The organism is Rhizobium sp. WSM1328 (assembly GCF_057653715.1).
Genome location: NZ_JBYGKO010000003.1, coordinates 542,597 through 564,721, shown reverse-complemented (window position 1 = coordinate 564,721; position 22,125 = coordinate 542,597). Strand labels below are relative to the sequence as shown.

Genomic DNA, 22,125 nt, shown 5'->3' with positions numbered 1-22,125 from the left:
GATTGTTCCCCTTTTTTACCATTTGGTTCAAAAATCATAGTAGCGCCCAAAAATGTGTCAAGCGGCAAACAGGCTTAAAAATCAGGCTGTTCACTCCCCAGTGCAGCCTGTCTTCATCAGCCAATTTTTTCCGAGTTCGGATAGCGTCACGGCTTAGTTGAAAGGACGTGGCATGGCACGCTACGCCGGCAAGTTCTCAAGAAGTCAGGGCTCTCTTCCAAAAAAAGCGCTTTTCCGGGTCAGCGCGACAGACCCTGGGCCGAATATACAGGGCGTTACGACTTGGCGCGACGACATTGGCAGGATATGCAGGGAGGATAGGGGTTGGGGAAAATGATAATGGGGGAAGAAGAAGGCGCCTCGCGGCGACCGATCGCGAGCCGGTCGTCGTCCTGGGCCATCGGCCTCAGCGCGTGGCTGGCGCGCAGCGGCGCGACGCCGAACGGCATTTCGCTTTTATCGGTCGTATTCGCGGGCATAGGCGCGGCGCTCATTGTTTTCACAACACATCCGACTGCCATGGTTTGCGCCGCGATCTCGGTGCAACTGCGGCTCGTCTGCAATCTGCTGGACGGAATGGTCGCGATCGAAGGCGGCAAGAAAACCAAGAGCGGGCCGCTCTATAATGAATTCCCCGACCGGGTCGCCGACAGCCTGTTTCTCGTCGCGGCTGGCTATGCCTGCGGCTTTGGCTGGCTCGGCTGGCTGGCTGCGCTGCTCGCCGCACTCACCGCCTATATCAGGGTCTTTGGAGGATCGGTCGGTCTTCCCCAGGACTTCAGCGGCATCATGGCCAAGCAGCGCCGCATGGCGGTGCTGACGGCGGGCCTCCTCGCCCAGAGCGTCGAGACGCTGGCATCAGGCAGCCACTGGTCGCTGATCTTGGCATCCGCGGTCATCGCGGCCGGCAGCCTTGTCACCTGCATCACACGCACGATAACGCTTGCCCGTTCCCTGGAGAGACTATGATCGCGCTCATCCGTCGCCTTCTCGTGCTGTTCGTCCGTATCCTGGTCGGCGCCCGAAGCGAGTGGCGGGGCTGCGCGCCCGATCCCAGCCGCCGCATCTATTTCGCCAATCACAACAGCCACATCGATACCGTCGCCGTCATGGCCGCCCTGCCATATCAGGTGCGCCGCATGACCCATCCGGTTGCGGCGCGCGATTATTGGGGAACCAGCGCCTTTCGCCGTTTCATCGCGGAGAAATGCCTGCGTGCCGTCCTGATAGACCGCAAGCCTCCGCCGGACAGCGATCCGCTGGCTCCGGTAGAGCGTCTGCTCGAGGAGGGGCATTCGATCCTGATTTTTCCTGAGGGAACGAGAAGCACCACCGATGAGATCGCCCCGTTCCGCAGCGGCATCTATCGCCTCGCCTGCCGTTTTCCGGATGTCGATCTCGTGCCGATCCATCTCGACAACCTGCAGCGCATCCTGCCGAAGGGAAGCATGCTGATCGTCCCGATCACCTGCACGGCGCGCTTCGGCAAGCCGCTGCGCGTCGAACCAGGCGAGGAAAAGACCGAATTCCTGGCTCGTGCCCGCGCCGCGGTCATTGAGCTCGCGGATGGGGGGCATGCCGCATGACCAGCCTTTTCTCCATCGTGCTGGCCGCCATCCTCGGCCTGCTTGCCGTCGCCTCGGCCATCGGTTTTGTCCTTCAGCGGCGCGCGACCGAACCCGGCTCCATCGCCACCGTCCAAAACCTCAACGCCCGTATCCGCTCCTGGTGGATCATGGTCGCGGTGTTCGGCGGCGCGATCCTGCTCGGCGACACGGCGACGGTCATCCTGTTCGCATTCCTGTCCTTTATGGCGCTTCGCGAATTCTGGACCCTGACACCATCGCGGCGCGGCGATCATCTGGCGCTTTTCCTGTCCTTCTTCGTTGTGCTGCCGCTGCATTACGTGCTGCTCGGAACGGAGTGGTACGGCCTGTTTGCGATCTTCATCCCGGTCTATGCCTTCCTGATCCTGCCGGCGGTGGCGACCTTGACGGGTGACGTCAACGAATTCCTCGCCCGCAGCGCCAGGGTGCAATGGGGACTGATGCTGACGGTCTATTCGATCAGCCACGCTCCCGCCCTGCTCATGCTGGAGACCGGCACGCCGTCGGCGCTCCTTCTCGTCTATCTGGTCGTGGTCGTGCAGCTCAGCGACGTCTTCCAGTATGTCTGGGGCAAGCTCCTCGGAAAGCACCGTTTCTCGCCGAATATCAGCCCGTCGAAGACGATCGAAGGGCTGGTCGGGGGCGGCGCCTCGGCCATTCTCGTCGGAACACTGCTTTATCGCCTGACGCCGTTTTCGCCGCTGCAGGCCGCTGCCATCAGCACGGTCATCGTCGTCGCGGGTTTCTTCGGCGGCTTCGTGCTCTCGGCCATCAAGCGCGATCTCAATGCCAAGGACTGGGGCTATGTGATCGAGGGCCATGGCGGCGTGCTTGACCGCCTGGACTCCATCACCTTCGCCGCACCGCTGTTCTTCCACATCGTCCGCTATTGGTTCACCAGGTAGAAGCTGGTTTTGGCTAAAACCGGTCGATCTCCTCGAGGCTTTCGAACAGCCGGCGCTGAACATCCCGCTCCTGTTTGCCGATGGCGGTCATCAGCTTGCCCATCGTTCCCCGCAGGCCGTGCAACTCGTCGACCAGCTCCATGACGATATCGACGCCGGCTTCGTTGACACCCATGTTTCCCATGAGGTCCAGGATCAGCCGGGCGCGTGCGACGTCGGCGTCGCGAAATTGCCTCTGGCCGCCTGAGATCTCCGGGATCAACCAACCCTGTTCGATCCAGAGATCGAGCTGGACGATGTCGATTTTCAAGTAAAGACGGAATTCGAGATCATTCATGATCAAGCCTCCATGTTCTTTCTCGGATCGTAGGAGTTTGCCGTCGCCCATTCCTTCATCAAGGCCGTCAGCCGCTCATCCGGGGCGTCGGGCAGCACGATCTTCAGCGAGATGTAGACGTCGCCGTGTCCGCCGCCGCGTTTTGAAACACCTTTGCTCTTGAGACGCAGGACCTTGCCCGTGTTCGAATGAGGCGGCAGCGTCAGATTGACCGGTCCCGACGGCGTCGGCACGCGAACCTTGCCACCAAGCACGGCCTCACTGAGAGAGATCGGCAGTTCCAGGCGGATATCGTCGCCGTCTCGCGTAAAGAAGCGGTGCGGGCGCACACGGATTTCGATCAGGGCATCGCCCACCGGCCCACCGCCGGTGCCCGGCTCGCCCTTGCCGCGCAGCCGCAAGGTCTGGCCGTCGCGCGTCCCTGGCGGGATCTGTACGTCGAGCGCCGGACCATTCGGCATCTTGACCTCCGTCCTGGTGCCGTTGACGGCCTCGAGAAAGTCGACCTCCATGGAAAATTGCCGGTCACGGCCACGACCACGGGTCTGGCCGCCGCCGGAACGACGGGAAAAGAAGCTGGCGAAGATATCGTCGGCATCGCTGAAATCGGCAAAGCCGGCGCTGTTGTGGTAGGGATCGCCAGGCCCGCTCTTCGACGCGTAGTCGCGGTAATAATTGCGCTGCGCCCGCTCGGCGCCCGTTATATCGATCTCGCCGCGGTCGAAGCGTCCGCGTTTTTGCTCGTCACTCAAGATCTCGTAGGCCGTTGAAATTTGCTTGAACCGTTCCTCAGCTTTTTTGTCGCCGGGGTTAAGGTCGGGGTGAAGTTTCTTGGCGAGCTTGCGGAACGCGCTTTGAATATCCTTTTGCGTCGCATCGCGTTTCACGCCCAGAAGCTCGTAAGGATCCTGGCTCATACATGTCTCCGGTCGGGCAGCGAATACTGCTGGTTGGCTTGGCAATGATATAGGTTGCCGGGCGGCCGCCGGGGAGGGGAGGCCGGCCGCTCCGGTCGACGTCAATCCGACAAAGCGCCTGCTGTCGCGCAAGCTCGCCAGAGCTTAGAACAACGCCGCGTCTTCCGCCGGGGACGCCGAGCCTTCCTGCGCGCGATCGGGACGCCGATCGATAAGAACCGAGCACGCGGCATGGCGCACGACCTTGTCGACGATCGAGGAGAAGACGTAGTCGGTGATATCGGTCACATGGGATGAAACCAGGATAAGATCGGCCGATTTCTCCCTTGCGACGGAGACGAGCAGGGAGGCGGCAACGCCGATACGAACCTCGGTCATCGCCGGAATTCCCAGCTCCTTGCAGAGCGATGCAAGTTTCTTTTCGGCGTCGACGATGGCGGTCGTTTCGAATTCCTCGGGAAGCTCCGTCAGGTGACGGCGGGGGATATGCTCGATGACGTGCATGACGACGATGCTTCCGCCTTCGTCCATCAGCGCAGCAGCCCGGCGCAGAAGGCGGCTGGCCGTTTGGCGGGGACCCATGCCGATGCCGCAGATGATCGTCCGATACATTTGAAATCCATATCCTCGAATGCGAATGATAGCACCGATCATACCGGTGTCGACCGTCCCGGCATTGACGAATATCAAGAAAAAGTGCCGCAACGGCAGCGCGCACGAAGCGGCCGGCTCTTCGGAAGGGGTTTCGGCTGAATCGTCGCAGTTGACGATATGGCCATCGGCAACAGTTCTAATCTGATGACGTCATTGATTGAGGTTCACATGCCGAATTTTGCGATTATCGGATCGGGCGCGATGGGAAGTGCCGTCGCCAAACGGCTGATCGACCACGGCGCCACGGTGCTCACCTATCTCGAAGGCAGGAGCGAGCAGACGATTGCGCGGGCAAAGGCAGCCGGCATGGTGCCGGTCGGCCGCCAGGAGCTGACGAAGGCCGAGCTGATCCTGTCGATCGTTCCGCCGGCGGAGGCGATCAAGGTCGCCGAACTCGTCGCGGACATATCGTCGGCGATGCAGGCGCCGCCGCCCTTCATCGACCTCAACGCGATTGCGCCGAAAACCATGCAGGCTTTGGCGGCACGCTTCGAAAGCAGCCGCGTCGAGGTGCTTGACGGTGCGATCATCGGCGGGCCGCCGAGCCCCGGCAAACCAGGTCCGACCATTTATATCAGCGGCGATATTGCGGAGCGAAGCAAGCTGCTCGAGGATTGCGGCCTGCGGATCCGCAGACTCGACGGACCGCTCGGCGCCGCCTCGGCACTGAAGATGTGTTATGCCGGCATCAACAAGGGATTTGTCGGCCTTGGCACCGCCATGCTGCTTGCGGCATCGCGTTCCGGTGCGGCCGAAAGCCTGAAAGCCGAGCTCTCCGAAAGCCTTCCCGACATCGATCGCAAGCTGTCGGGATCCATACCCGACATGTATCCGAAAGCCTATCGGTGGGTTGCCGAAATGCAGGAGATTGCCGATTTCCTTGGAGAAGATGATCCGGCCGCGACCATCTTCCGCGGCATGGCGGATGTCTTCTCCAGGATGGCGAGCGACGTCGAGGGCGATCGCGTGCTCGTGGGGCAGCTGAACGAGATCATCGCGCGGCGGGAGAAAATATGACGCCTGTCATTTCGCCTCGAACCCCGCCCGTTTGCGAGCGTTGAACGCATCGAAATCGAAGGGCGTGGCAGGGCCGGATTCTTCGCCTTCAATCAAGGCGTCCTGCAATGCCTTCACTTTGGCTTCGTGTTCTTCAAGTAGGCGAAGGCCCGCCCGGATAACGTCGCTGGCTGAACCATAGCGGCCAGCCTGAACCTGCGTATCAATGAAGCTGGTGAAATGGTCACTGAGCGATATGGACGTATTTCTAGCCATCCTGAATCTCCTTTAAGCCAATGTACCAATTTCTGGTACATAAAAAAACCCAGTCTTCACAGCGTGAATCTGATCCCTGGCCAAGGCTCTGACGATTGCGTGAAACCGCGCCGACACCTGTGACAAAACCTTGTCGCCTCTGCTATGTCAGGAAAAATGCGGTGACCAAACCCATTGGCATCGCGATCCTATCTGACCAATGCCAGGAGTTTGAAAGATGAGCGGTTCTTCCGACTATACACCCCCGAAGGTCTGGACCTGGAACAAGGCGAATGGCGGCCAGTTCGCCAGCATCAATCGCCCGATCGCGGGACCGACGCATGACAAGGAGCTTCCGATCGGCCGGCATCCGCTGCAGCTCTATTCGCTCGGCACGCCGAACGGCCAAAAGGTCACCATCCTGCTCGAGGAACTGCTGGCCCTTGGCCATGAAGGTGCGGAGTATGACGCCTGGCTGATCAAGATCGGCGATGGCGATCAGTTCGGAAGCGGCTTCGTCGCGGTCAATCCCAATTCCAAGATCCCGGCTTTGATGGACCGCAGCGGGCCAAAACCGATCCGCGTCTTCGAGTCTGGCGCGATCCTCACCTACCTCGCCGAAAAATTCGGCGCTTTCCTGCCGACCGAGCCGAGCGCGCGCGCCGAATGCCTGTCATGGCTGTTCTGGCAGATGGGAAGCGCGCCTTATCTCGGCGGCGGCTTCGGCCATTTCTACGCCTATGCGCCGACGAAGATCGAATATGCGATCGACCGCTTCGCCATGGAAGTGAAGCGTCAGCTCGACGTGCTCGATCGTCGCCTTGCCGAAAGCGAGTATCTGGCAGGCAGCCAATATACGATCGCCGATATTGCCGTCTGGCCGTGGTATGGCGGGCTGGTGAAGGGCTGGACCTACGGTGCAGCCGAGTTTCTGCAGGTCGAGGACTATAAGAACGTGCTGCGCTGGGCCGACGCCATCCACAGCAGGCCGGCCGTGCAACGCGGCCGGATGGTCAACCGCCTCTCCGGCGAGCCCTCGAGCCAGTTGCACGAGCGCCACGACGCCAGCGACTTCGACACCAGGACGCAGGACAAACTTGCGGCCGCCGAGTAAGCAAGCAGGCCCCAACCACGTGTCGCAGCAATAAATGATGCTCCGCCGCCTTTACGGCGACGGAGCATCTGCATACTGCCCGAACTCAGTTCTTGACCGTGTCTTCCAGGAAGAAGCGGCCGAGCGGGTTCTGGTAGAAGTTCTCGATATTCTTGCGCGAGACGTTGATATAGGGGCTGTAATAGAGGTCGATCCAGTTGACGTCGTCCTTGGCCATCTTCTGCAGATCGACATACATCTGTTCGCGCTTCTTCGGATCGAGCTCGAGACGCGCCTTGGCAACCAGTTCCTTCACCGCCTCGTTCTTGTAATTGGTCGAATAGTTGTTGTTGGAATCATGACCGAGGACGAAGGTGGTCTTCTGGTCCGGATCGAGAATGTCGTTGGTCCAGTAATTGACCGAGACGTCGTAGTCGCCGGCAACGATCATGTCCCATTCCTGGCTCGGGTCGACCTTCTGCAGATTGGCGGTGATGCCGGCCTTCTGCAGCTGCTGCTGGACGAGCACGGCCGTCTGTTCGTCGACTTCGTCGCCGGCACGGACCAGATAATTTAGCGTCAGGTCCGAGGCGCCGGCGGCGGCCAGCAGCTCCTTTGCCTTTTCGGGATCGTAAGGCCGCTGCAGATTGTCGGCATAATAATAGAGCGCGCCCTTCGGAATGTAGGAGTTGGCGACCGCGCCCTGGCCGAAGGTGACGGTATCGACGACCGCCTTCTTGTCGATCGCGAGATCCAGCGCCTGGCGGACTTCCTTCTTGCCGAGCGCGCCATGCGCATGGTTGATCAGAAGATGATCCTCGCGCGTCGAAGCGTCGATATTGACATTGAGGTTCGGGTCCTTCTTCAGCTCCTCGACGCGAGAGAAGGGAACGAAGATCGCCGTATCCAGCTCGCCGGCCTGAACGTTCAGCATGCGGGTATTGTCGTCAGGCACCGAGATCCACTCGACACCGTCGAGCTTCACCCGGTCCGCCTGCCAGAAATTCGGGTTCTTCTTCAGGATGACGCGGTCGCCGCGCCGCCATTCCTCGACGGTGAATGCGCCGGATGCGATCGGCTTTTCACCATAGGCGTCGGCGCCCAGCGATTCCATGCCGTTCTTGGAGATGACGGAGGCATTCGGCAGCGCCAGCGTCGAAAGGAAGGGCGCGGACGGGTTCTTGAGCTTGATCGTCAGCGTATGCGCGTCGGTCGCCACCGCCGTGTCGATCACCTTATAGGAATCGCTCCAGAGCGAGGCAGCGTCGTCGCGGATGCGCAGCAGGCTGTAGGCCGCGTCTTCCGCCGTCAGGGGCGAACCGTCGGAAAATTTCGCGTCGCGGATCTTGAACGTGTAGGTCAGCCCGTCATCCGAGGCAGTCCAGCTTTCGGCAAGGCCCGGCTCCAGTTTCGTGCCTGTCTTGTCGACCCGGATCAGCACGTCGTAGACGTTGGAGAACACCCAGTTGTCGATGTTCTGCGCGGTCTTGATCGGATCGAATGTCGTCGAATCCTCGCGGCGGCCGATGGTGAGCACGCCGGCGGCCTCGGCATAGCTTGCGCTGAGCGTCAGACCGGCGAGCACGGCTGCAAGCCCGATTGATTTCCACCTGTTTGTCATGAGTTCGTTCCCTTCGTTGTTATGGCATGCGTTTGATTGATTGAATCGGCATCGAATGCGGATCGTCCTTGCCGTCGGCGTCTTGAAGCAGCCGCTTGTCAGGATCGATGTCGGGAATCGCGGCGATCAGCGCCGCCGTATAGGGATGCTTCGGCCGCGCGAAGACTTCTTCGGAACGACCTTCCTCGACGATCTCGCCGCGATACATTACGACGACGCGTTCGCAGAGATTGCGGACGATCGCAAGATCATGGGCGATGAAGATCAACGTCAGGTTCATCTTCGCCGTGAGCTCGCGGAAGAGCTCGATGATCTGCGCCTGGATGGTGACGTCGAGGGCCGCCACGCATTCGTCGGCGATGATCAGCTTCGGATTGACGGCGAGCGCACGGGCGATGCCGGCGCGCTGGCACTGGCCGCCGCTCATGCTGCGCGGTTTGCGGCCGGCGAATTCGCGTTCGAGGCCGACGAGATCGAGCAGTTCGCCGATTCGAACAGGGATATCGGCCCTGGCGACCTTGCCCTGCACCTTCAGCACCTCGGCCAGCATCTGCCCGATCGTCAGCCGCGGATTGAGCGCGTTATAGGGATCTTGGAAGACCATCGCCGTCTCGCGCCTGAGCTTTGCCAGGCCGCCACTCTTCTGCAGCGCCAGATCGACGCCGTCGAAGGTGACGTGGCCCGAGGAAAGCGGCGTGAGGCCGAGCACGGCGCGGGCAAGCGTGCTCTTGCCGCTGCCGGATTCGCCGACGATGCCGACCGTCTCGCCCGGCATGATCTGCAGGCTGACGCCGGCAACGGCGCTGACCGTTTTGGCACCGCCCCTGAGCAGGGCGCCGCCGGCTCTGAAACGCACATGGAGATCATCGATTTCGAGCAATGGCCGCCTCGCCGGTTGGCTGGCCGCGGCAAGCTCGAGCAGCGGCGCGACCGTCTCGCCCGGGATGGAAGGGTGGCTGTTGATCAGGTTGATCGTATAGGGATGTTGCGGCCGCGCCAGGATCGTCCGCTTCGGCCCTTCTTCGAGCAGCTTGCCGCCGCGCAGCACGGCAATACGGTCGCAAGTCTGGGCGACGATACCGAGATCGTGGGTGATCAGAATGATCGACAGGCCGCGCCGGTCGCGAATGTCAATCAACAGCCGCAGGATCTGCGCCTGGATAGTCACGTCGAGCGCCGTGGTCGGCTCATCAGCGATCAGGATCTTCGGATTGCAGGACAGCGCCACGCCGATCATCGCCCGCTGCCGCATGCCACCGGAAAATTCGTGCGGATAACTGTCGTACTGGCGCTTCGGATCGGGGAAGCCGACTTGCGCCAGGATTTCCGTCGCCGCGGCGCGGGCCTCGCGGGCGCTGAGGCCCTGGTGATAGCGGATGCCCTCGGCGATCTGATCGCCGATCCGCATCACCGGATCGAGATGGCTGGTCGGGTTCTGGAAGATCATGCCGATCTCGCCGCCGCGCACTTTCAGCATCTCGCCATCATCGATCCGCATGAGGTCACGCCCTTCGAGCAGCACGCTACCGCTTTCGATCTTCAGGAGCGAGGAGGGCAGCAGGCGCACCAGGGAACGGCAGAACAGGCTCTTGCCCGAGCCGCTCTCACCGACGAGACCGAGAATCTCACCCTTGCCGAGGTCCAGCGAGACCGCATCGAGCAGCGTGCGCGGGCCGGAATCGACATACGCCCTGACTGTGAGATCACGGACGGACAGCACGGAGCCGCTCATTCATGCACCCCCAGCAGTTCGCCGAGCGCGTCGCCCAGCATGCTGAAGCCGAAGGCGAGGCAGACGATGGAGAGACCGGGAAACAGCGTGATCCACCATGCGGTGGTGATGAAGCTCTGTCCTTCCGCGACCATGACACCCCATTCGGCGATCGGTGGCTGGACGCCGAGGCCGAGATAGCTGACGGCGGCGCCGCTGAGCAGCACCAGCGTCGCATCGGACATCGAAAAGACGATCGAGCCGGCGATCGCGTTCGGCAAAAGATGGCGGAACATGATGCGCGGGCGACTGAAGCCGAGGCTGACGGCGGCAACGGCATAGTCGCTGCCTTTCAGCACCAGCATCTGCGCCCGGATCAGCCGTGCATAGGAAACCCAGCCGACCAGCGCCATGGCGATGTAGAAGCTGCCGAGGCCCGGTCCGAGGATCGCGATGATCGACAGCATCAGCACCAGGAAGGGAAAGGCGAGGATGATATCGACGAGGCGCATGAACAGCGCATCGACGATGCCGCCGAAAAAGCCGGCGATCGTGCCGACCGTCGTGCCGATTACGAAGGGGAAGATGACGCCGATCAGCGCCATCTGCAGGTCGAGGCGCGCGCCCCAGATGACGCGGGAAAGGATATCGCGGCCGAAATTGTCGGTACCGAAGGGATGCAACAGCGAAGGCGCCTGCAGGCGCACCTCGGCATTCTGCATGATCGGGTCGTAGGGCGCGACGATAGGCGCGCCGATCGCCAGCAGCACGAAGAACAGCAGCAGGCCGGCACTGAGCACAAGCATCGGCCGCCGGCCGAAGAACCGGCGCCAGCCGGGGGAGGCGGGGGCGATCGCCTCGATGCTCATAGCTTCACCCTCGGATCGACGGCGACAGTGACGATGTCGGCAATGAAGTTGATGAGTACGGTGGCGCAGGCAAAGACCATGGCGACGCCTTGAACCACCATGTAGTCGCGTGAGAAGATCGCCCTGACCAGCAGCTGTCCCATGCCGGGCAGCGCAAAGACGCTCTCGACCACCACCGTGCCGCCGATCAGCCAGCCGATGTTGACAGCAAGCAGATTGATCGTCGGCACCAGTGAATTCGGCAGCACATGCCGCCAGAAGACGATCCCCTCCGGCATGCCGCGGGCGCGCGCCGCCGTCGCGACATCCGATTTCAGTTGCTCGATCATCGCCGCCCGCAGGCTGCGCGTCAGCACGGTCGAGAGCGACAGCGCGACCGTCAGGCTCGGCAGCACGAGATGCGACAGCTTTTCGCCGATCGTCGCACCATAGCCCGAAACCGGCAGCACGCCGAGTTCGACGCTGAACAGGATGATCAGCATCAGCCCCAGCCAGAAGGGCGGAAAACCGATGCCGAAGGTCGAGACGATGCGCACCGCATGATCCGGCGCCCGGCCGGCATTGCGTGCGGCGATCGCCGACATCGGTACCGCGATCAGGACCGAAAGCACGACGCTGGAGACGACGAGCGCAAGCGTCGGCTCGATGCGGGTGACGATCAGCTTCAGCACGTCGATCTTGTAGAGGATCGACTTGCCCATCTCGCCATTGGCGAGGTTCTTGAGGAAATAGACATATTGCAGCCACATCGGCTGGTCGAGGCCGTACTGGGCGCGGATACTGGCAAGGGCTGCCGGCGTCGCGCGCGTGCCGAGGATGTTGCGCGCCGGATCACCGGGGATCAACCGGACCAGAATGAAAGTGATGACGCTGATGCCGAAGATCACGGGCAGGAACTGCAGCGGTCGCGTCAGAACGAATTTATAGCGATGCATGACGGCGATCGCCCCTTTGTCTTCGTCTGGTTCGGTCCGCTTCCTGTTGCATCAGCCTGCCTCGTGCCGGGCGAGAAAATCGAGAAGCGCCGGATAATAATCCTGCGGGTTCTCATAGAACGGCATGTGGCTGGCATTGGCAAATACCTTAAGCTCGGCATTCGGCAGCGCAAGCTTCATCCTCAGCGCACAGGCCGGCGTCAGCTCGTCATGTTCTCCCGTCGTGATGAGCACCGGCAGCGTCAGCCGCGGCAGGTCGGGTATACGGTTCCAGTCCTTGAGGTTGCCGATATAGAGAAACTCGTTCGGCCCCTGCATCGTCTCATAGGGCGCCATGTTCCAATCGTCGAGCGAGCGGCGCACCGGCGCCGGCCATTCCGGCAGACGGCAGACATGGCGGTAGTTGAGGATGGTGACGGCGGCGAGATATTCCGGATGATTGTAGGTGCCTTGCGCCTCGTGCTTCTGCATCATCGAGACAGTTTCGGGACCGAGTGCCGCGCGCAGCCGTTCCAGTTCCGAGATCAGATGCGGCATATCGGCGACGGTATCTTCGAGGATCAGCGTCTTGAGGTTTTCGGGATAGGTCAGCGCGTATTCGATCGCCAGCCAGCCGCCCCAGGAATGGCCGAGCATGTGGACCTTGCCGAGCCCCAGCGCCTTGCGCACCGTCTCCGTCTCTTCGACATAACGGCCGATCGTCCAGAGCGAGAGATCGTCCGGCCGGTCGGAAGCGCCGGTGCCGAGTTGGTCGAAGGCGACGACGCGATAGCCCTTGTCGATGAGACAGGAATGCGCCTCGCGCAGGTAATCGCAGGGCAGACCCGGCCCGCCGTTCAGGCAGAAAACCGTCTCGCTGCCGGTCCCGAAACTATAGGCAACGACGCGATAGCCATCGACATCGATCTCGAATCGCTCGTCCGGCCGTATTTCACGCCACATTGATCGCTCCGGCAGAAGATTTCGCTTGCTCAATATTTGGGCACGGCTAAATTTTTACCTTAAACCGCATTCAGTGCCAGCTATAAGAAGTGATAGGGTGGGCCGCAATGCCGAACCCCGGGAGCAGCCCATGCTTGACGACCCCATTCGTGACGACCCCATTCTTGACGATATCGGAACGATCAGACGGCAGTTTACAGCGCACGAAACGCTTGATGGACGCATCGACCAGGCCTTCGAGGCGATGAAGCAGATCGGCTTCGAGGCGCTGATCTACGACTATACACCGGTGCCTTACGATCTCGACGGCGCGATCATGATACCATCGCTGCTGAAGCTGCGGAATATCTCCGACGATATGCACGATTACTGGTTCAATCGCGGCTATTTCCGTATCGATCCGGTGCAGCAGGTGGCGCTGCGCACCTCCGCGCCCTTCTTCTGGAACTACGACCCGGACGCCGACACGCTGATCAACCGTTTCATGACCGAAGACACCGCGCCGGTGACGCGCTATTTGAGCGAACGCGATATGTCGACCGGCGTCACCGTTCCGGTTCATATGCCACGCGGCGACTATGCGACCGTCACCGGCATCCGCTTCGGCCGGAACAAAGATTTCGAGCGGCACGCACTGCGCTATATCGCCGACTTCAACCTGCTTGCCCATGTTTTCCATGAGACCGCCTATTCGCTTTTCGACACGCGGGCGAAGAGCGTCGGCACGATCCGCCTGACCGAGCGGGAACGTGAATGCCTGCGCCATTCGGCGGAAGGTTACTCCGCCAAGGAAATTTCCCGCATCATCGACCGTTCGGTACCGACCGTCGTGATGCATCTGAACGCCGCGACAAAGAAACTCGGCGCCCGCAACCGAACCCAGGCCGTGGTGCGCGCCACCCATTACCGCCTGCTCGAAGACCGGCCTACCCATAATTGGCCACCCTATAACTTGTGATAGCTGCCTTCACCGTTGCCGCCGCGTTATGCTTTTTTCATGACGCCAAGAGATGGAGACACCGGTGGGCGAAGTCACGACCAAAGAAGCTTACCTGCCCTTTCGCGACTATCGCACCTGGTATCGCGTCACCGGTTCGCTGGAGAGCGGCAAGCTGCCCCTCGTCGTCGCCCATGGCGGGCCTGGCTGCACCCATGATTATGTCGATTCCTTCAAGGATATCGCCGCCCTCGACGGCCGTCCGGTCATCCATTACGACCAGCTCGGCAATGGCAATTCCACCCGACTTCCGGAAAAAGGCCCGGATTTCTGGACGGTCGGCCTGTTCCTCGAGGAGCTGGACACGCTACTTTCCCATCTCGGCATTCGGGATCGTTATGCCTTCCTCGGCCAGTCCTGGGGCGGCATGCTCGGCGCCGAACATGCGGTGCGCCAGCCGCAAGGTCTGAAGGCGCTTGTCATCGCCAACTCGCCGGCCAACATGCACACCTGGGTTTCGGAGGCGAACCGGCTGAGGCAGGAACTGCCGAAAGAGGTGCAGGACACGCTGCTGAAGCATGAGCTGGCGGGAAGCCTCACCGATCCGGACTATATCGCCGCCTCACGCGTCTTCTATGACCGCCATGTCTGCCGCGTGGTGCCGTGGCCGCCTGAAGTGGCGCGGACCTTTGCAATCATGGACGAGGACAACACCGTCTACCGCAACATGAACGGCCCGACCGAATTTCACGTCATCGGTACGATGAAAGACTGGACGATCGAGAACAGGCTGGACCGCATCGAAGCCCCGACGCTGCTGATCTCGGGAAAATACGACGAGGCGACGCCCCTGGTGGTAAGGCCCTATCTCGAACGCGTTCCGGGCTGCGAATGGGTGCTCTTCGAAAATTCCAGCCATATGCCGCATGTCGAGGAAAAGCAGCTTTGCCTGGCGACCGTTTCCGGTTTCCTGTCCCGGCACGACTGAGAAAAATCGTTCCCGCCGACAGCACCATTTCTTGCCGCGGAGATGACGCTTGAGATAGTCTTGGTCCCATTCGAGCGAACGGAACGGACCGATGAACGATCATTCGCCGACAGGAAGCGCGACAATCCTCGCAACGAGCAGGGGGCGCGGCTGGCACGGTCTGGAGGCTGAGCTGCTACGCATTCCGCCCGGCAGCACGCATATTTCAGGCACGCCCTACCATCGTCTCGGGGTCCACGTCGGCCGGCCGGTGCGGGCGCAATGCCGCTGTGACGGGCGGGAGCATCGCCGACTGCAGAAGCATGGCGATATCGACGTGGTGCCAGCCGGCCTTGATGGCGTCTGGGAGGACGACCGCGAATGCATGATCCTGCGACTGAAGATCAGCAAGGATCTTTTCCATCGGGCTGCCATCGACCTCGGCCGCGACCCCGCGACGGCAATCGTGCCGCAATTTCAACTCCGCGATCCGCGGCTCGAGGCCATCGTCTGGGCCTTGAAAGCGGAACTCGAAGCGGATGTGCCGTCCGACAACCTCTATGCCGATACGCTGGCGACAGCTTTGGCGCTCCGTCTGGTCGAGGCAGGCAGCGGCAGCTCTCGCCCAGTGGATAGCGGCAGAGCGCTCTCGCCCCGTCAGAAGCGGATGCTTGCCGACTACATCGAGGATAATCTCGACACCTCGCTTTCGCTTGCGGAACTGGCAGCTCTTGCCGGACTGAGCCTCTCGCATCTGAAGACGCAGTTTCGAAATAGTTTCGGTATGCCGCCGCATCAATATGTGCTGCACCGCCGGGTGGCTCGCGTCGAGGTGCTGATCCGAAGCTCCGGCCTGCCCTTGAGCCAGATCGCCCTGGAAGCAGGCTTTGCGCATCAAAGCCATATGGCAAACAGCATGAAGCGGCTGCTTGGCATCAGCCCCGGCACCATCACCCGCGCGCGCAATTAAAAAAATTGGCCGATCCTGCAACGGATCGGCCGAATGCGCAGGCAATGCCCCTTAGCGGCAGTGCATCTTCCTTCGACTGCGAGCAGAGGAAGGAATGATCATGTTTGTCATCTTCGGCGCCACCGGCAAAATCGGCAAGGCAACGATAACAAGGCTTCGGGCCGAGGGCTCTCCCGTCACGGCGGTGCTCCGTAATCCCGCCAAGGCCGCACCCCTTGCGGCGCTCGGATGCGAGATTGCCATGGCTGAGGTCGGCGATGCCGATGCCATGGCGCTCGCGATGAGAGATGCGACGGCTGTACAGCTCATCTGCCCGATCGACCCTCGCGCCGCCGATGCCAGCCGCCAGATGCTGCAGTCTATCGAGCGGATGGCGGAGGCGGTCGATGCCGCCCGGCCGCCGCGCGTCCTGGCGATCTCGGATTACGGTGCGCATCTGACGATCGATACCGGCATTACCAGGCTGTTCCGTTTGATGGAGGAGCGGTTCCGGCAGTGCAGCGCCAGGATGGTCTTTCTGCGTTCGGCCGAACATATGGAAAACTGGGCACGCTACCTGAAGATCGCCAATGAGACCGGCGTGATGCCGAGCATGCACCAGCCGCTGGCACGACCCTTTCCGACCGTCTCCGCCGCCGATATCGGCGATATGGCTGCCGACCTTCTGCTGGCTGATGAGGATCATGGCCCTTCGCCGCGGATCGTCCATGGCGAGGGGCCGCGCGAATACACGGCGCTTGAGATCGCTGCGGCCCTGGGGCGATTGTTGACCCGGCGCGTTGTCGCACACGAACTGCCGCGTGCCGAGTGGCCGGCAACGTTGATCCGCGCAGGACTCTCGGAAAGTTACGCCGAGCTGATCGTCAGGCTCAGTGACGCGCACAACAAGGGCCTGATCGGAGCCGAAGCCGGCATCGGCGAAATCCGCCGTGGCCGCACGGAGCTTTCCGCTGCCCTCGAAACATTTCGTCCTGACGTCGGGCAGGCTGTGTCGTGATAGTCTCAATCACGTGACGCATGAAGAGGAGTCCGGCCGGGGACGGCCGCTCCCGAGAACCTTCTATCCGCGAACCAGCCATTTCTTGGCAACGCGGCAAGCCATCGTATAGGCCGGGTCGAAGACGTTGCCGACGTCATAACGCACCACCTGGCCGAGCAGATGGCTGGCCGCCGTCCTGTCCAGCCCATAATCCGATGCCAGCCAGGTCAACATTTCGCTGGTCGCGTGCTGGAGCGCTTGATCGAGTGGCCGGGCGTTGCCGATGGTGAAGATGTCTTCGGCGGTTTCCCCGCGCGGCCAGACCAGTCCGGCCTTCTTTTCCACCGTCAGCCGCACCGTGACCTCGAACGTCGTCTCGATGCCGGTTCCGACGATCTCGCCATCCCCTTGCACGGCATGGCAGTCGCCCAGAAAGAACAGGGCGCCGGGGGCCGCTACGGGCAAGCGGAGGGTGGTGCCGGGGCCGAACAGCCGATAATCCATGTTGCCGCCATATTCACCGCTGGTCGCCGTCGATATCGCCTGGCTGAGGCTGGGCGCCACGCCGAAACAGCCGATCATCGGGGCGAGGGGCAGAACGAAATTTTCAAGACCTGCGACCGGCTCGGAAAGCCGGACGGTCAATGCCTCACGGTCGATCGCCCAGATGGCGATATCGCGCGGTGGCAGGTCACGAACCGACTCGGGATCGACGACATTGGCCGCGACGACGCTGCGGGTAAACCCCGTGTCCCTGGTCGGGATCATGCTGATGATCTCGACCTTCAGCGCATCCCCCGGCTCAGCACCTTCCACGAAGATCGGGCCGTTCATCGGATTGCCGCCGGGCGCCTGCTTGATGCCGTCCTTGTCATGCCCGGCGGCGTCGAGCGTCTCAGTGACCACGGTGTCGCCGTCGGCGATGTGCAGGGCCGGCGGAAGAGAGCCGATGACATTGTGAAAGCTCGTCGGAATGAAGCGGTGAGTGGTCATGAAATACAGCTCTCGCTCGTTCGAATGTCATGAGCCTGCGGCTGAATTGCCCGGCGGAGAGAATTCGAGACTACTGCATAATTGCTTAAACTGGAATCGACTTCAGGATTAAAATTATGCAGCAATTCAAAGGACTACAGCGTCCTTTGCGCGTCTTTTCCGACACGCAGCGCTGTAGATCAGAGATTGCCGGCACTGACGAAGTCGGGAGCAAACGCGGTATCGACCGCAACATTCAACAGGGTTGAGCCTTAACGGTCCCAGATGCGATGCCTCAGCGCGACCGTTACTGCATGTACCAGCCATGGCTGACGACGAGTGACTGGCCGGTGAGAGCATTGGTTTCGAAACCGGCAAAGAGCAGCGCCACTTCTGCGACATCGTCGACCGTCGTAAACTGTGCATCCACCGTGCCGCCGAGCATTACCTTCTTGATGACCTCGTCTTCGGAAATTCCGAGTTCCTTTGCCTGTTCCGGAATTTGCTTGTCGACCAGCGGCGTCCGGACGAAGCCGGGGCAGATGACGTTGGCACGCACGCCATCCGGTCCGCCTTCCTTGGCGACCACACGAGCAAGGCCGAGCAAGCCGTGCTTGGCGGTGACGTAGGCCGATTTCAGCGGCGAAGCCTCATGCGAATGCACCGAGCCCATATAGATGATCGCGCCGCCCTTCTGCGCTTTCATGTGGGGAACGCAAGCCTTGGTGGTGAGGAACGCGCCATCGAGATGGATGGCAAGCATCTTCTTCCAGTCGGAAAAGGCGTAGTCCTCGATCTTGTTGACGATCTGGATGCCGGCATTGGAGACGAGCACGTCCACCCGGCCCCACTTGGCTACGACGGCGGCGACGCCGGCGTTCACGGCTTCCTCGCTGGTCACGTCCATCGCAAGACCGATCGCCTCGCCCGGGCCGGCAGCCGTCAGATCCTTGGCCGCCGCTTGCGCCGCCTCGAGCTTCAGGTCGGCAATGACGACCTTGGCACCCTCTGAAACGTATTTCCTTGCGATCGCCAGCCCGATACCGCTGGCCGAGCCCGTGACGATGCAGACCTTGTCCCTGAGCTTCATGGTTTGGACTCCCTATTTTGCAAGATAATCATGGACCACTTCGCCGAGGCCCAGCGTCAGGTCCGAGAGAATATGGATGGCGGATTTGACCTCAAGCACCGGCAGGTCGGCGACCGGCGCCAGCGCATGCGGAAACAGCGCCAGGGCGCCCGGACCTTCCCACGCGCCTTTCACCGTCAAATCCTCCAGATAGTAGCGCACCAGTTCGCAGATGCGCGGTGTGCAATCGACATGTGGAATGATCTTCAGCATGAAATTCGGCTGCTTCAGGCTTTCGAGGGTTTTCGCCTTGTCAAGTGTTCGATGCTTGAAGCCCATCGTTGCGGTGGCGACGCGCTGACCGCCATAGTCGAGCGTGCCGACCAGCGCATCCTTGACGGATGTCAGCGACGGCTCGGCCAGTTTCTTCGGAAAGCCCCAAATCTCGCGGCCACCGGCGATCGGCGCGTCGTCGTTGAGGTACATAGAATGCACGTAACCGCCGTGTACGCCTTCATAGGTCACCGGGATGACCTGGCCGGATTCGGTATAGTCGCCAAAGCCGGTCGAGTCCGGCATGCGGATGAATTCGTACTTCACCAGCGGCTCATCGAACTGCAGCGGCTCCGGCACGACCCGGCGCAGGGCCTCCGGATCGGTGCGATAGGTGATGATCATGTATTCGCGATTGACGAACCGGTACGGCCCTGGCGGGTAGGATGGACTCGTCAGCGGCATGGCAAAGGCATTACGAACGACATCTTCAATTTTCATGGTTTTTCCCACGCAGGCGTTGCTCGGCAAGGTCGAAAATCCGTATCCCATTGGTCGGACGCGTCCGGTTGAGCCACTCTGGATGGTTTAGCGTCTCGACCACATCGTCATGGCCGGCCTTCCAGTGTTCCTCCACGGAGAGCCGCGAAAACTCATAGTCCTTGGATCCGGTTTCGTAGGCGGCACGCCTATAGATCAGGTGCACCATGGTGACGGCGCAATCATTGCCGATCCTTTCAAGAAGCTTCGCATCAGGATCGTCCTTCAGCTCAGGCGGCAGCTTTTCCATCAGCCGCTTGGCCGCCATGCGCACCGACTGAAGCTTGCGGAACTGGTCGGTGTTGAGCCGGGTGCGGCTGGAAAAACGGATTTCCTTCTCGCGGGCATCGACGTCAAAGACATCCTTGGGCAGCACGCCCTTGGCGCTGAACAAATCGACCTGGAAGATGCAGAGATCTGTCTCCAACTCGCTACCACCGAGAATGCGCTGCAGCGGCGTATTGGAAACGATACCTCCATCCCAATAATAGCGGCCGTCGATCTCGACGGGCGCAAAACCCGGCGGCAACGCCCCGGAGGCGGCCACGTGTTTGGGCGAAAACGCGCAATCGCGGTTGTCGAAATAATTGAAGTTGCCGCTAACAACGTCGACTGCGCCGAGGCTGAGACGGATGGCACCTGAATTGATCAGGTCGAAATCGACCAGACCGGCGAGGGTCTCCTGCAACGGCGCGGTGTCGTAAAGGCTGATCGCGGCCATCGGGTCGCCCGGGATGTTCCATGGCGCAAAGACGCGCGGCGTGAAAAAACCGGGAACGCCGGTCAAAGACCCCAGAAAAGCGGAGGATTCGTTGAACCATTTGCGCATCGCATTGCCATTGCCGAGAAAATGGCCGGGCAGGCCGGACGATACCCGATGCCAGAAGGTCCTGAGGTTATCGACACGCTGATCGACGGGGCTTCCGGCAATGATGGCTGAGTTGATCGAGCCGATGGATATCCCGGCCAGCCAGTCGGGGCGGATGCCAGCCTCATGCAAAGCTTCGTAAGCGCCGGCCTGGTAGGCACCCAAAGCACCACCGCCCTGAAACACCAGCACGGTTTTCTCTGTCGGAATACTACTCACGGGACGCTTTTCCTTAAATGCTGCAGCTGCTAACAAATAGCACAGGGAAGGCCATCGAGCTGCACAGGGCAGATTAAGTTTTAGTAATGCAGAAAAGCTTCTTCAGTAATCGTATTCTAAGTTATTTCAGAGGCTTGCTAGTCAAAAGCTGCGCATTCGTCGCAACCATTGAAGCATTTAGTTAGTCCTGCCGAGGGCATCTTGCAATGCAACAAAATGTGACAACGTTGGCTGTGTGGAGATGTAGACTGCGAATTCACCCACGCCAGGCCAATCCCTCATTTCAGGCTTGCTACGCCGTTCGACCAGCGTCGTCAGCTGGTTCAATCAACGAAGTCTCGCTTCGAGACAGGAGCAATCTTATGTTCCATAATTCAGCTTATGCCACTTTACACAATCTTAGATTGCATATATTTTCTCCGTTGAACTGCGAAAGATCCGTCAAGCGACGGCCAAATAATGATAATCTCAACGGAACTACACACGCTGGAGAGGATTTTGACTTCCTCTTCCCCTCTTAACGTGAGGCGGCACAAAGCCGGCGCTGCCGGCCGAAAGCCGAGGCCGCCGCACGAGATGACGAGGGAGCTAGGCGGAGGACTAACGAAAATAGTTGATTGCCGCTCTCATCTTTAGTACCGACCTGTCACCCGGTTAAAGGAAGTCACGTGGCTATACTCCCGATGCAAGATCCGCCTCGAACGGCTGAAACTTTTGTCGCCGAAAATATAGGTCTTTTGATAGAGCGGAACGAAATTCTCTGCGACGTCAGTCTTAAATTTCCGGCAGGAGAAGTTGTCGCACTGGTCGGCCACAACGGCTCCGGCAAATCCAGCCTTCTCAAAATGTTGGCTCGCCAGCTTGCGCCGAGCACGGGATCGATCTTTTACGGGAACCAGGATCTGAGGATGTATAGCGAACGCGCCTTTGCGCGTTCGGTCGCATATCTGCCCCAGGATGTCACGACCGGATCGGAAATGACGGTCCGCGAGCTTGTGGGATGCGGTCGTTATCCGTGGCACGGAGCGCTCGGCCGCTTCACCAGGAACGACGAAGAGAAAGTCGAGGCAGCCCTTCGAGCCACGCATATCGAGACGTTCGCCGACCGTATCATGGGGACACTATCGGGCGGCGAGCGGCAACGTGCCTGGATTGCGATGCTGATCGCCCAGGATGCTCGCTGCCTGTTGCTCGACGAACCGACTGCGGCACTCGACGTTGCGCATCAGGTCGAGGTGCTCTCGCTTGTGCGACGCTTGGCGCATGAGGGCGGAAGGAGTGTCGTCATCGTGCTCCACGACATCAACATGGCCGCGCGCTTCTGCGATCGGATCCATGCATTGAAACGCGGTCGCGTGGTTGCCAGCGGAACACCGAGCGCGATCCTCGCGCCGAATACGCTGCAAGCGATCTATGGGATCGACATGGATGTGATCTCCGCGCCCAATCTGCCCTATCCACTCGCCTATGTTTGCTGAGGCCGGCCGTT

23 protein-coding genes are annotated in these 22,125 nt (G+C 60.8%); 10 read left to right on the top strand and 13 right to left on the bottom strand.

The genetic code is table 11. The features are described from left to right. The first annotated feature begins 339 nt into the window (after positions 1-339). From AC2444_RS30365 to AC2444_RS30355, 3 genes are read left to right on the top strand one after another with little or no spacing between them, the layout of a single operon-like run. On the top strand, positions 340-969 hold the full coding sequence (locus AC2444_RS30365; protein WP_128449584.1) for a CDP-alcohol phosphatidyltransferase family protein: 630 nt from the start codon (positions 340-342) through the stop codon (positions 967-969). Next, complete coding sequence (locus tag AC2444_RS30360) at positions 966-1,586, top strand: lysophospholipid acyltransferase family protein (RefSeq protein WP_113545368.1); 621 nt, start codon at positions 966-968, stop codon at positions 1,584-1,586. Before AC2444_RS30365 ends, AC2444_RS30360 begins: the two co-directional genes overlap by 4 nt. Further along, positions 1,583-2,512 carry a phosphatidate cytidylyltransferase gene (locus AC2444_RS30355; protein ID WP_128449585.1) on the top strand — a complete coding sequence of 310 codons (930 nt, stop codon included), beginning with the start codon at positions 1,583-1,585 and terminating at the stop codon, positions 2,510-2,512. The genes AC2444_RS30360 and AC2444_RS30355 overlap by 4 nt, the downstream gene beginning before the upstream one ends. Positions 2,513-2,525: 13 nt before the next feature. On the opposite strand, the gene AC2444_RS30350 is transcribed toward AC2444_RS30355, so the two are convergent. The 3 genes from AC2444_RS30350 to AC2444_RS30340 form a co-directional block, all read right to left on the bottom strand. Next, complete coding sequence (locus AC2444_RS30350; RefSeq protein WP_128449586.1) at positions 2,526-2,849, bottom strand: chaperone modulator CbpM; 324 nt, start codon at positions 2,847-2,849, stop codon at positions 2,526-2,528. Positions 2,850-2,851: 2 nt separating this feature from the next. Beyond that, a complete protein-coding gene (locus AC2444_RS30345) occupies positions 2,852-3,766 on the bottom strand; it encodes a DnaJ C-terminal domain-containing protein (RefSeq protein ID WP_113545370.1) in 915 nt (304 codons plus the stop codon). A 144-nt stretch (positions 3,767-3,910) separates the two neighbouring features. Beyond that, the gene (locus tag AC2444_RS30340) at positions 3,911-4,378 is read right to left on the bottom strand and encodes a universal stress protein (protein ID WP_012760087.1); all 468 of its coding nucleotides are present in this window, start codon (positions 4,376-4,378) and stop codon (positions 3,911-3,913) included. Between the two features lie 159 nt (positions 4,379-4,537). On the opposite strand from AC2444_RS30340, the gene AC2444_RS30335 reads away from it, so the two are divergent. Next, on the top strand, positions 4,538-5,437 hold the full coding sequence (locus AC2444_RS30335; protein ID WP_128449587.1) for an NAD(P)-dependent oxidoreductase: 900 nt from the start codon (positions 4,538-4,540) through the stop codon (positions 5,435-5,437). Positions 5,438-5,443: 6 nt separating this feature from the next. Here the strand turns inward: AC2444_RS30335 and AC2444_RS30330 are convergent, their stop codons facing one another. Then, the gene (locus AC2444_RS30330; protein WP_113545372.1) at positions 5,444-5,692 is read right to left on the bottom strand and encodes a type II toxin-antitoxin system ParD family antitoxin; all 249 of its coding nucleotides are present in this window, start codon (positions 5,690-5,692) and stop codon (positions 5,444-5,446) included. A 217-nt stretch (positions 5,693-5,909) separates the two neighbouring features. Here AC2444_RS30330 and yghU point away from each other — a divergent pair, with 217 nt between their 5' ends. Further along, complete coding sequence (gene yghU, locus AC2444_RS30325; protein WP_029875376.1) at positions 5,910-6,785, top strand: glutathione-dependent disulfide-bond oxidoreductase; 876 nt, start codon at positions 5,910-5,912, stop codon at positions 6,783-6,785. An 85-nt stretch (positions 6,786-6,870) separates the two neighbouring features. Here yghU and AC2444_RS30320 read toward each other — a convergent pair whose 3' ends face one another. From AC2444_RS30320 to AC2444_RS30300, 5 genes are read right to left on the bottom strand one after another with little or no spacing between them, the layout of a single operon-like run. Then, positions 6,871-8,385, bottom strand: a complete 1,515-nt coding sequence (locus AC2444_RS30320; protein WP_128449588.1) for an ABC transporter substrate-binding protein — start codon at positions 8,383-8,385, stop codon at positions 6,871-6,873. A 19-nt stretch (positions 8,386-8,404) separates the two neighbouring features. Next, on the bottom strand, positions 8,405-10,117 hold the full coding sequence (locus AC2444_RS30315; RefSeq protein WP_128449589.1) for a dipeptide ABC transporter ATP-binding protein: 1,713 nt from the start codon (positions 10,115-10,117) through the stop codon (positions 8,405-8,407). Continuing rightward, on the bottom strand, positions 10,114-10,965 hold the full coding sequence (locus AC2444_RS30310) for an ABC transporter permease (RefSeq protein WP_113545375.1): 852 nt from the start codon (positions 10,963-10,965) through the stop codon (positions 10,114-10,116). Before AC2444_RS30310 ends, AC2444_RS30315 begins: the two co-directional genes overlap by 4 nt. Continuing rightward, positions 10,962-11,900, bottom strand: coding sequence for an ABC transporter permease (locus AC2444_RS30305; protein ID WP_003549356.1), 939 nt, complete (start codon positions 11,898-11,900; stop codon positions 10,962-10,964). Before AC2444_RS30305 ends, AC2444_RS30310 begins: the two co-directional genes overlap by 4 nt. Before the next feature lie 51 nt (positions 11,901-11,951). Beyond that, complete coding sequence (locus tag AC2444_RS30300; protein WP_017997160.1) at positions 11,952-12,842, bottom strand: proline iminopeptidase-family hydrolase; 891 nt, start codon at positions 12,840-12,842, stop codon at positions 11,952-11,954. A gap of 160 nt (positions 12,843-13,002) precedes the next feature. Here AC2444_RS30300 and AC2444_RS30295 point away from each other — a divergent pair, with 160 nt between their 5' ends. From AC2444_RS30295 to AC2444_RS30280, 4 genes are all read left to right on the top strand, one after another. Beyond that, on the top strand, positions 13,003-13,800 hold the full coding sequence (locus AC2444_RS30295) for a helix-turn-helix transcriptional regulator (protein ID WP_028743398.1): 798 nt from the start codon (positions 13,003-13,005) through the stop codon (positions 13,798-13,800). Positions 13,801-13,864: 64 nt separating this feature from the next. After that, complete coding sequence (locus AC2444_RS30290) at positions 13,865-14,767, top strand: proline iminopeptidase-family hydrolase (RefSeq protein ID WP_113545376.1); 903 nt, start codon at positions 13,865-13,867, stop codon at positions 14,765-14,767. A gap of 91 nt (positions 14,768-14,858) precedes the next feature. After that, complete coding sequence (locus tag AC2444_RS30285) at positions 14,859-15,716, top strand: helix-turn-helix transcriptional regulator (protein WP_017997157.1); 858 nt, start codon at positions 14,859-14,861, stop codon at positions 15,714-15,716. Positions 15,717-15,810: 94 nt separating this feature from the next. Further along, entirely contained in the window at positions 15,811-16,713 is a 903-nt protein-coding gene (locus AC2444_RS30280) for an NAD(P)H-binding protein (protein WP_128449590.1), read from the top strand. 63 nt (positions 16,714-16,776) lie between these two features. Here AC2444_RS30280 and AC2444_RS30275 read toward each other — a convergent pair whose 3' ends face one another. The 4 genes from AC2444_RS30275 to AC2444_RS30260 form a co-directional block, all read right to left on the bottom strand. Next, the gene (locus AC2444_RS30275; RefSeq protein ID WP_012760099.1) at positions 16,777-17,688 is read right to left on the bottom strand and encodes an acetamidase/formamidase family protein; all 912 of its coding nucleotides are present in this window, start codon (positions 17,686-17,688) and stop codon (positions 16,777-16,779) included. Positions 17,689-17,974: 286 nt separating this feature from the next. After that, positions 17,975-18,757: a 3-hydroxybutyrate dehydrogenase gene (locus tag AC2444_RS30270; RefSeq protein WP_012760101.1), complete on the bottom strand. Its 783-nt coding sequence runs from the start codon at positions 18,755-18,757 to the stop codon at positions 17,975-17,977. A gap of 12 nt (positions 18,758-18,769) precedes the next feature. Further along, positions 18,770-19,510, bottom strand: a complete 741-nt coding sequence (locus AC2444_RS30265) for an acetoacetate decarboxylase (RefSeq protein WP_128449591.1) — start codon at positions 19,508-19,510, stop codon at positions 18,770-18,772. Further along, complete coding sequence (locus tag AC2444_RS30260; protein WP_017997152.1) at positions 19,500-20,636, bottom strand: DUF3734 domain-containing protein; 1,137 nt, start codon at positions 20,634-20,636, stop codon at positions 19,500-19,502. Before AC2444_RS30260 ends, AC2444_RS30265 begins: the two co-directional genes overlap by 11 nt. A 683-nt stretch (positions 20,637-21,319) precedes the next feature. On the opposite strand from AC2444_RS30260, the gene AC2444_RS30255 reads away from it, so the two are divergent. After that, positions 21,320-22,114 (top strand): ABC transporter ATP-binding protein, encoded by a 795-nt coding sequence (locus tag AC2444_RS30255; RefSeq protein ID WP_128449530.1) that lies wholly within the window; start codon positions 21,320-21,322, stop codon positions 22,112-22,114. Positions 22,115-22,125 lie beyond the last annotated feature (11 nt).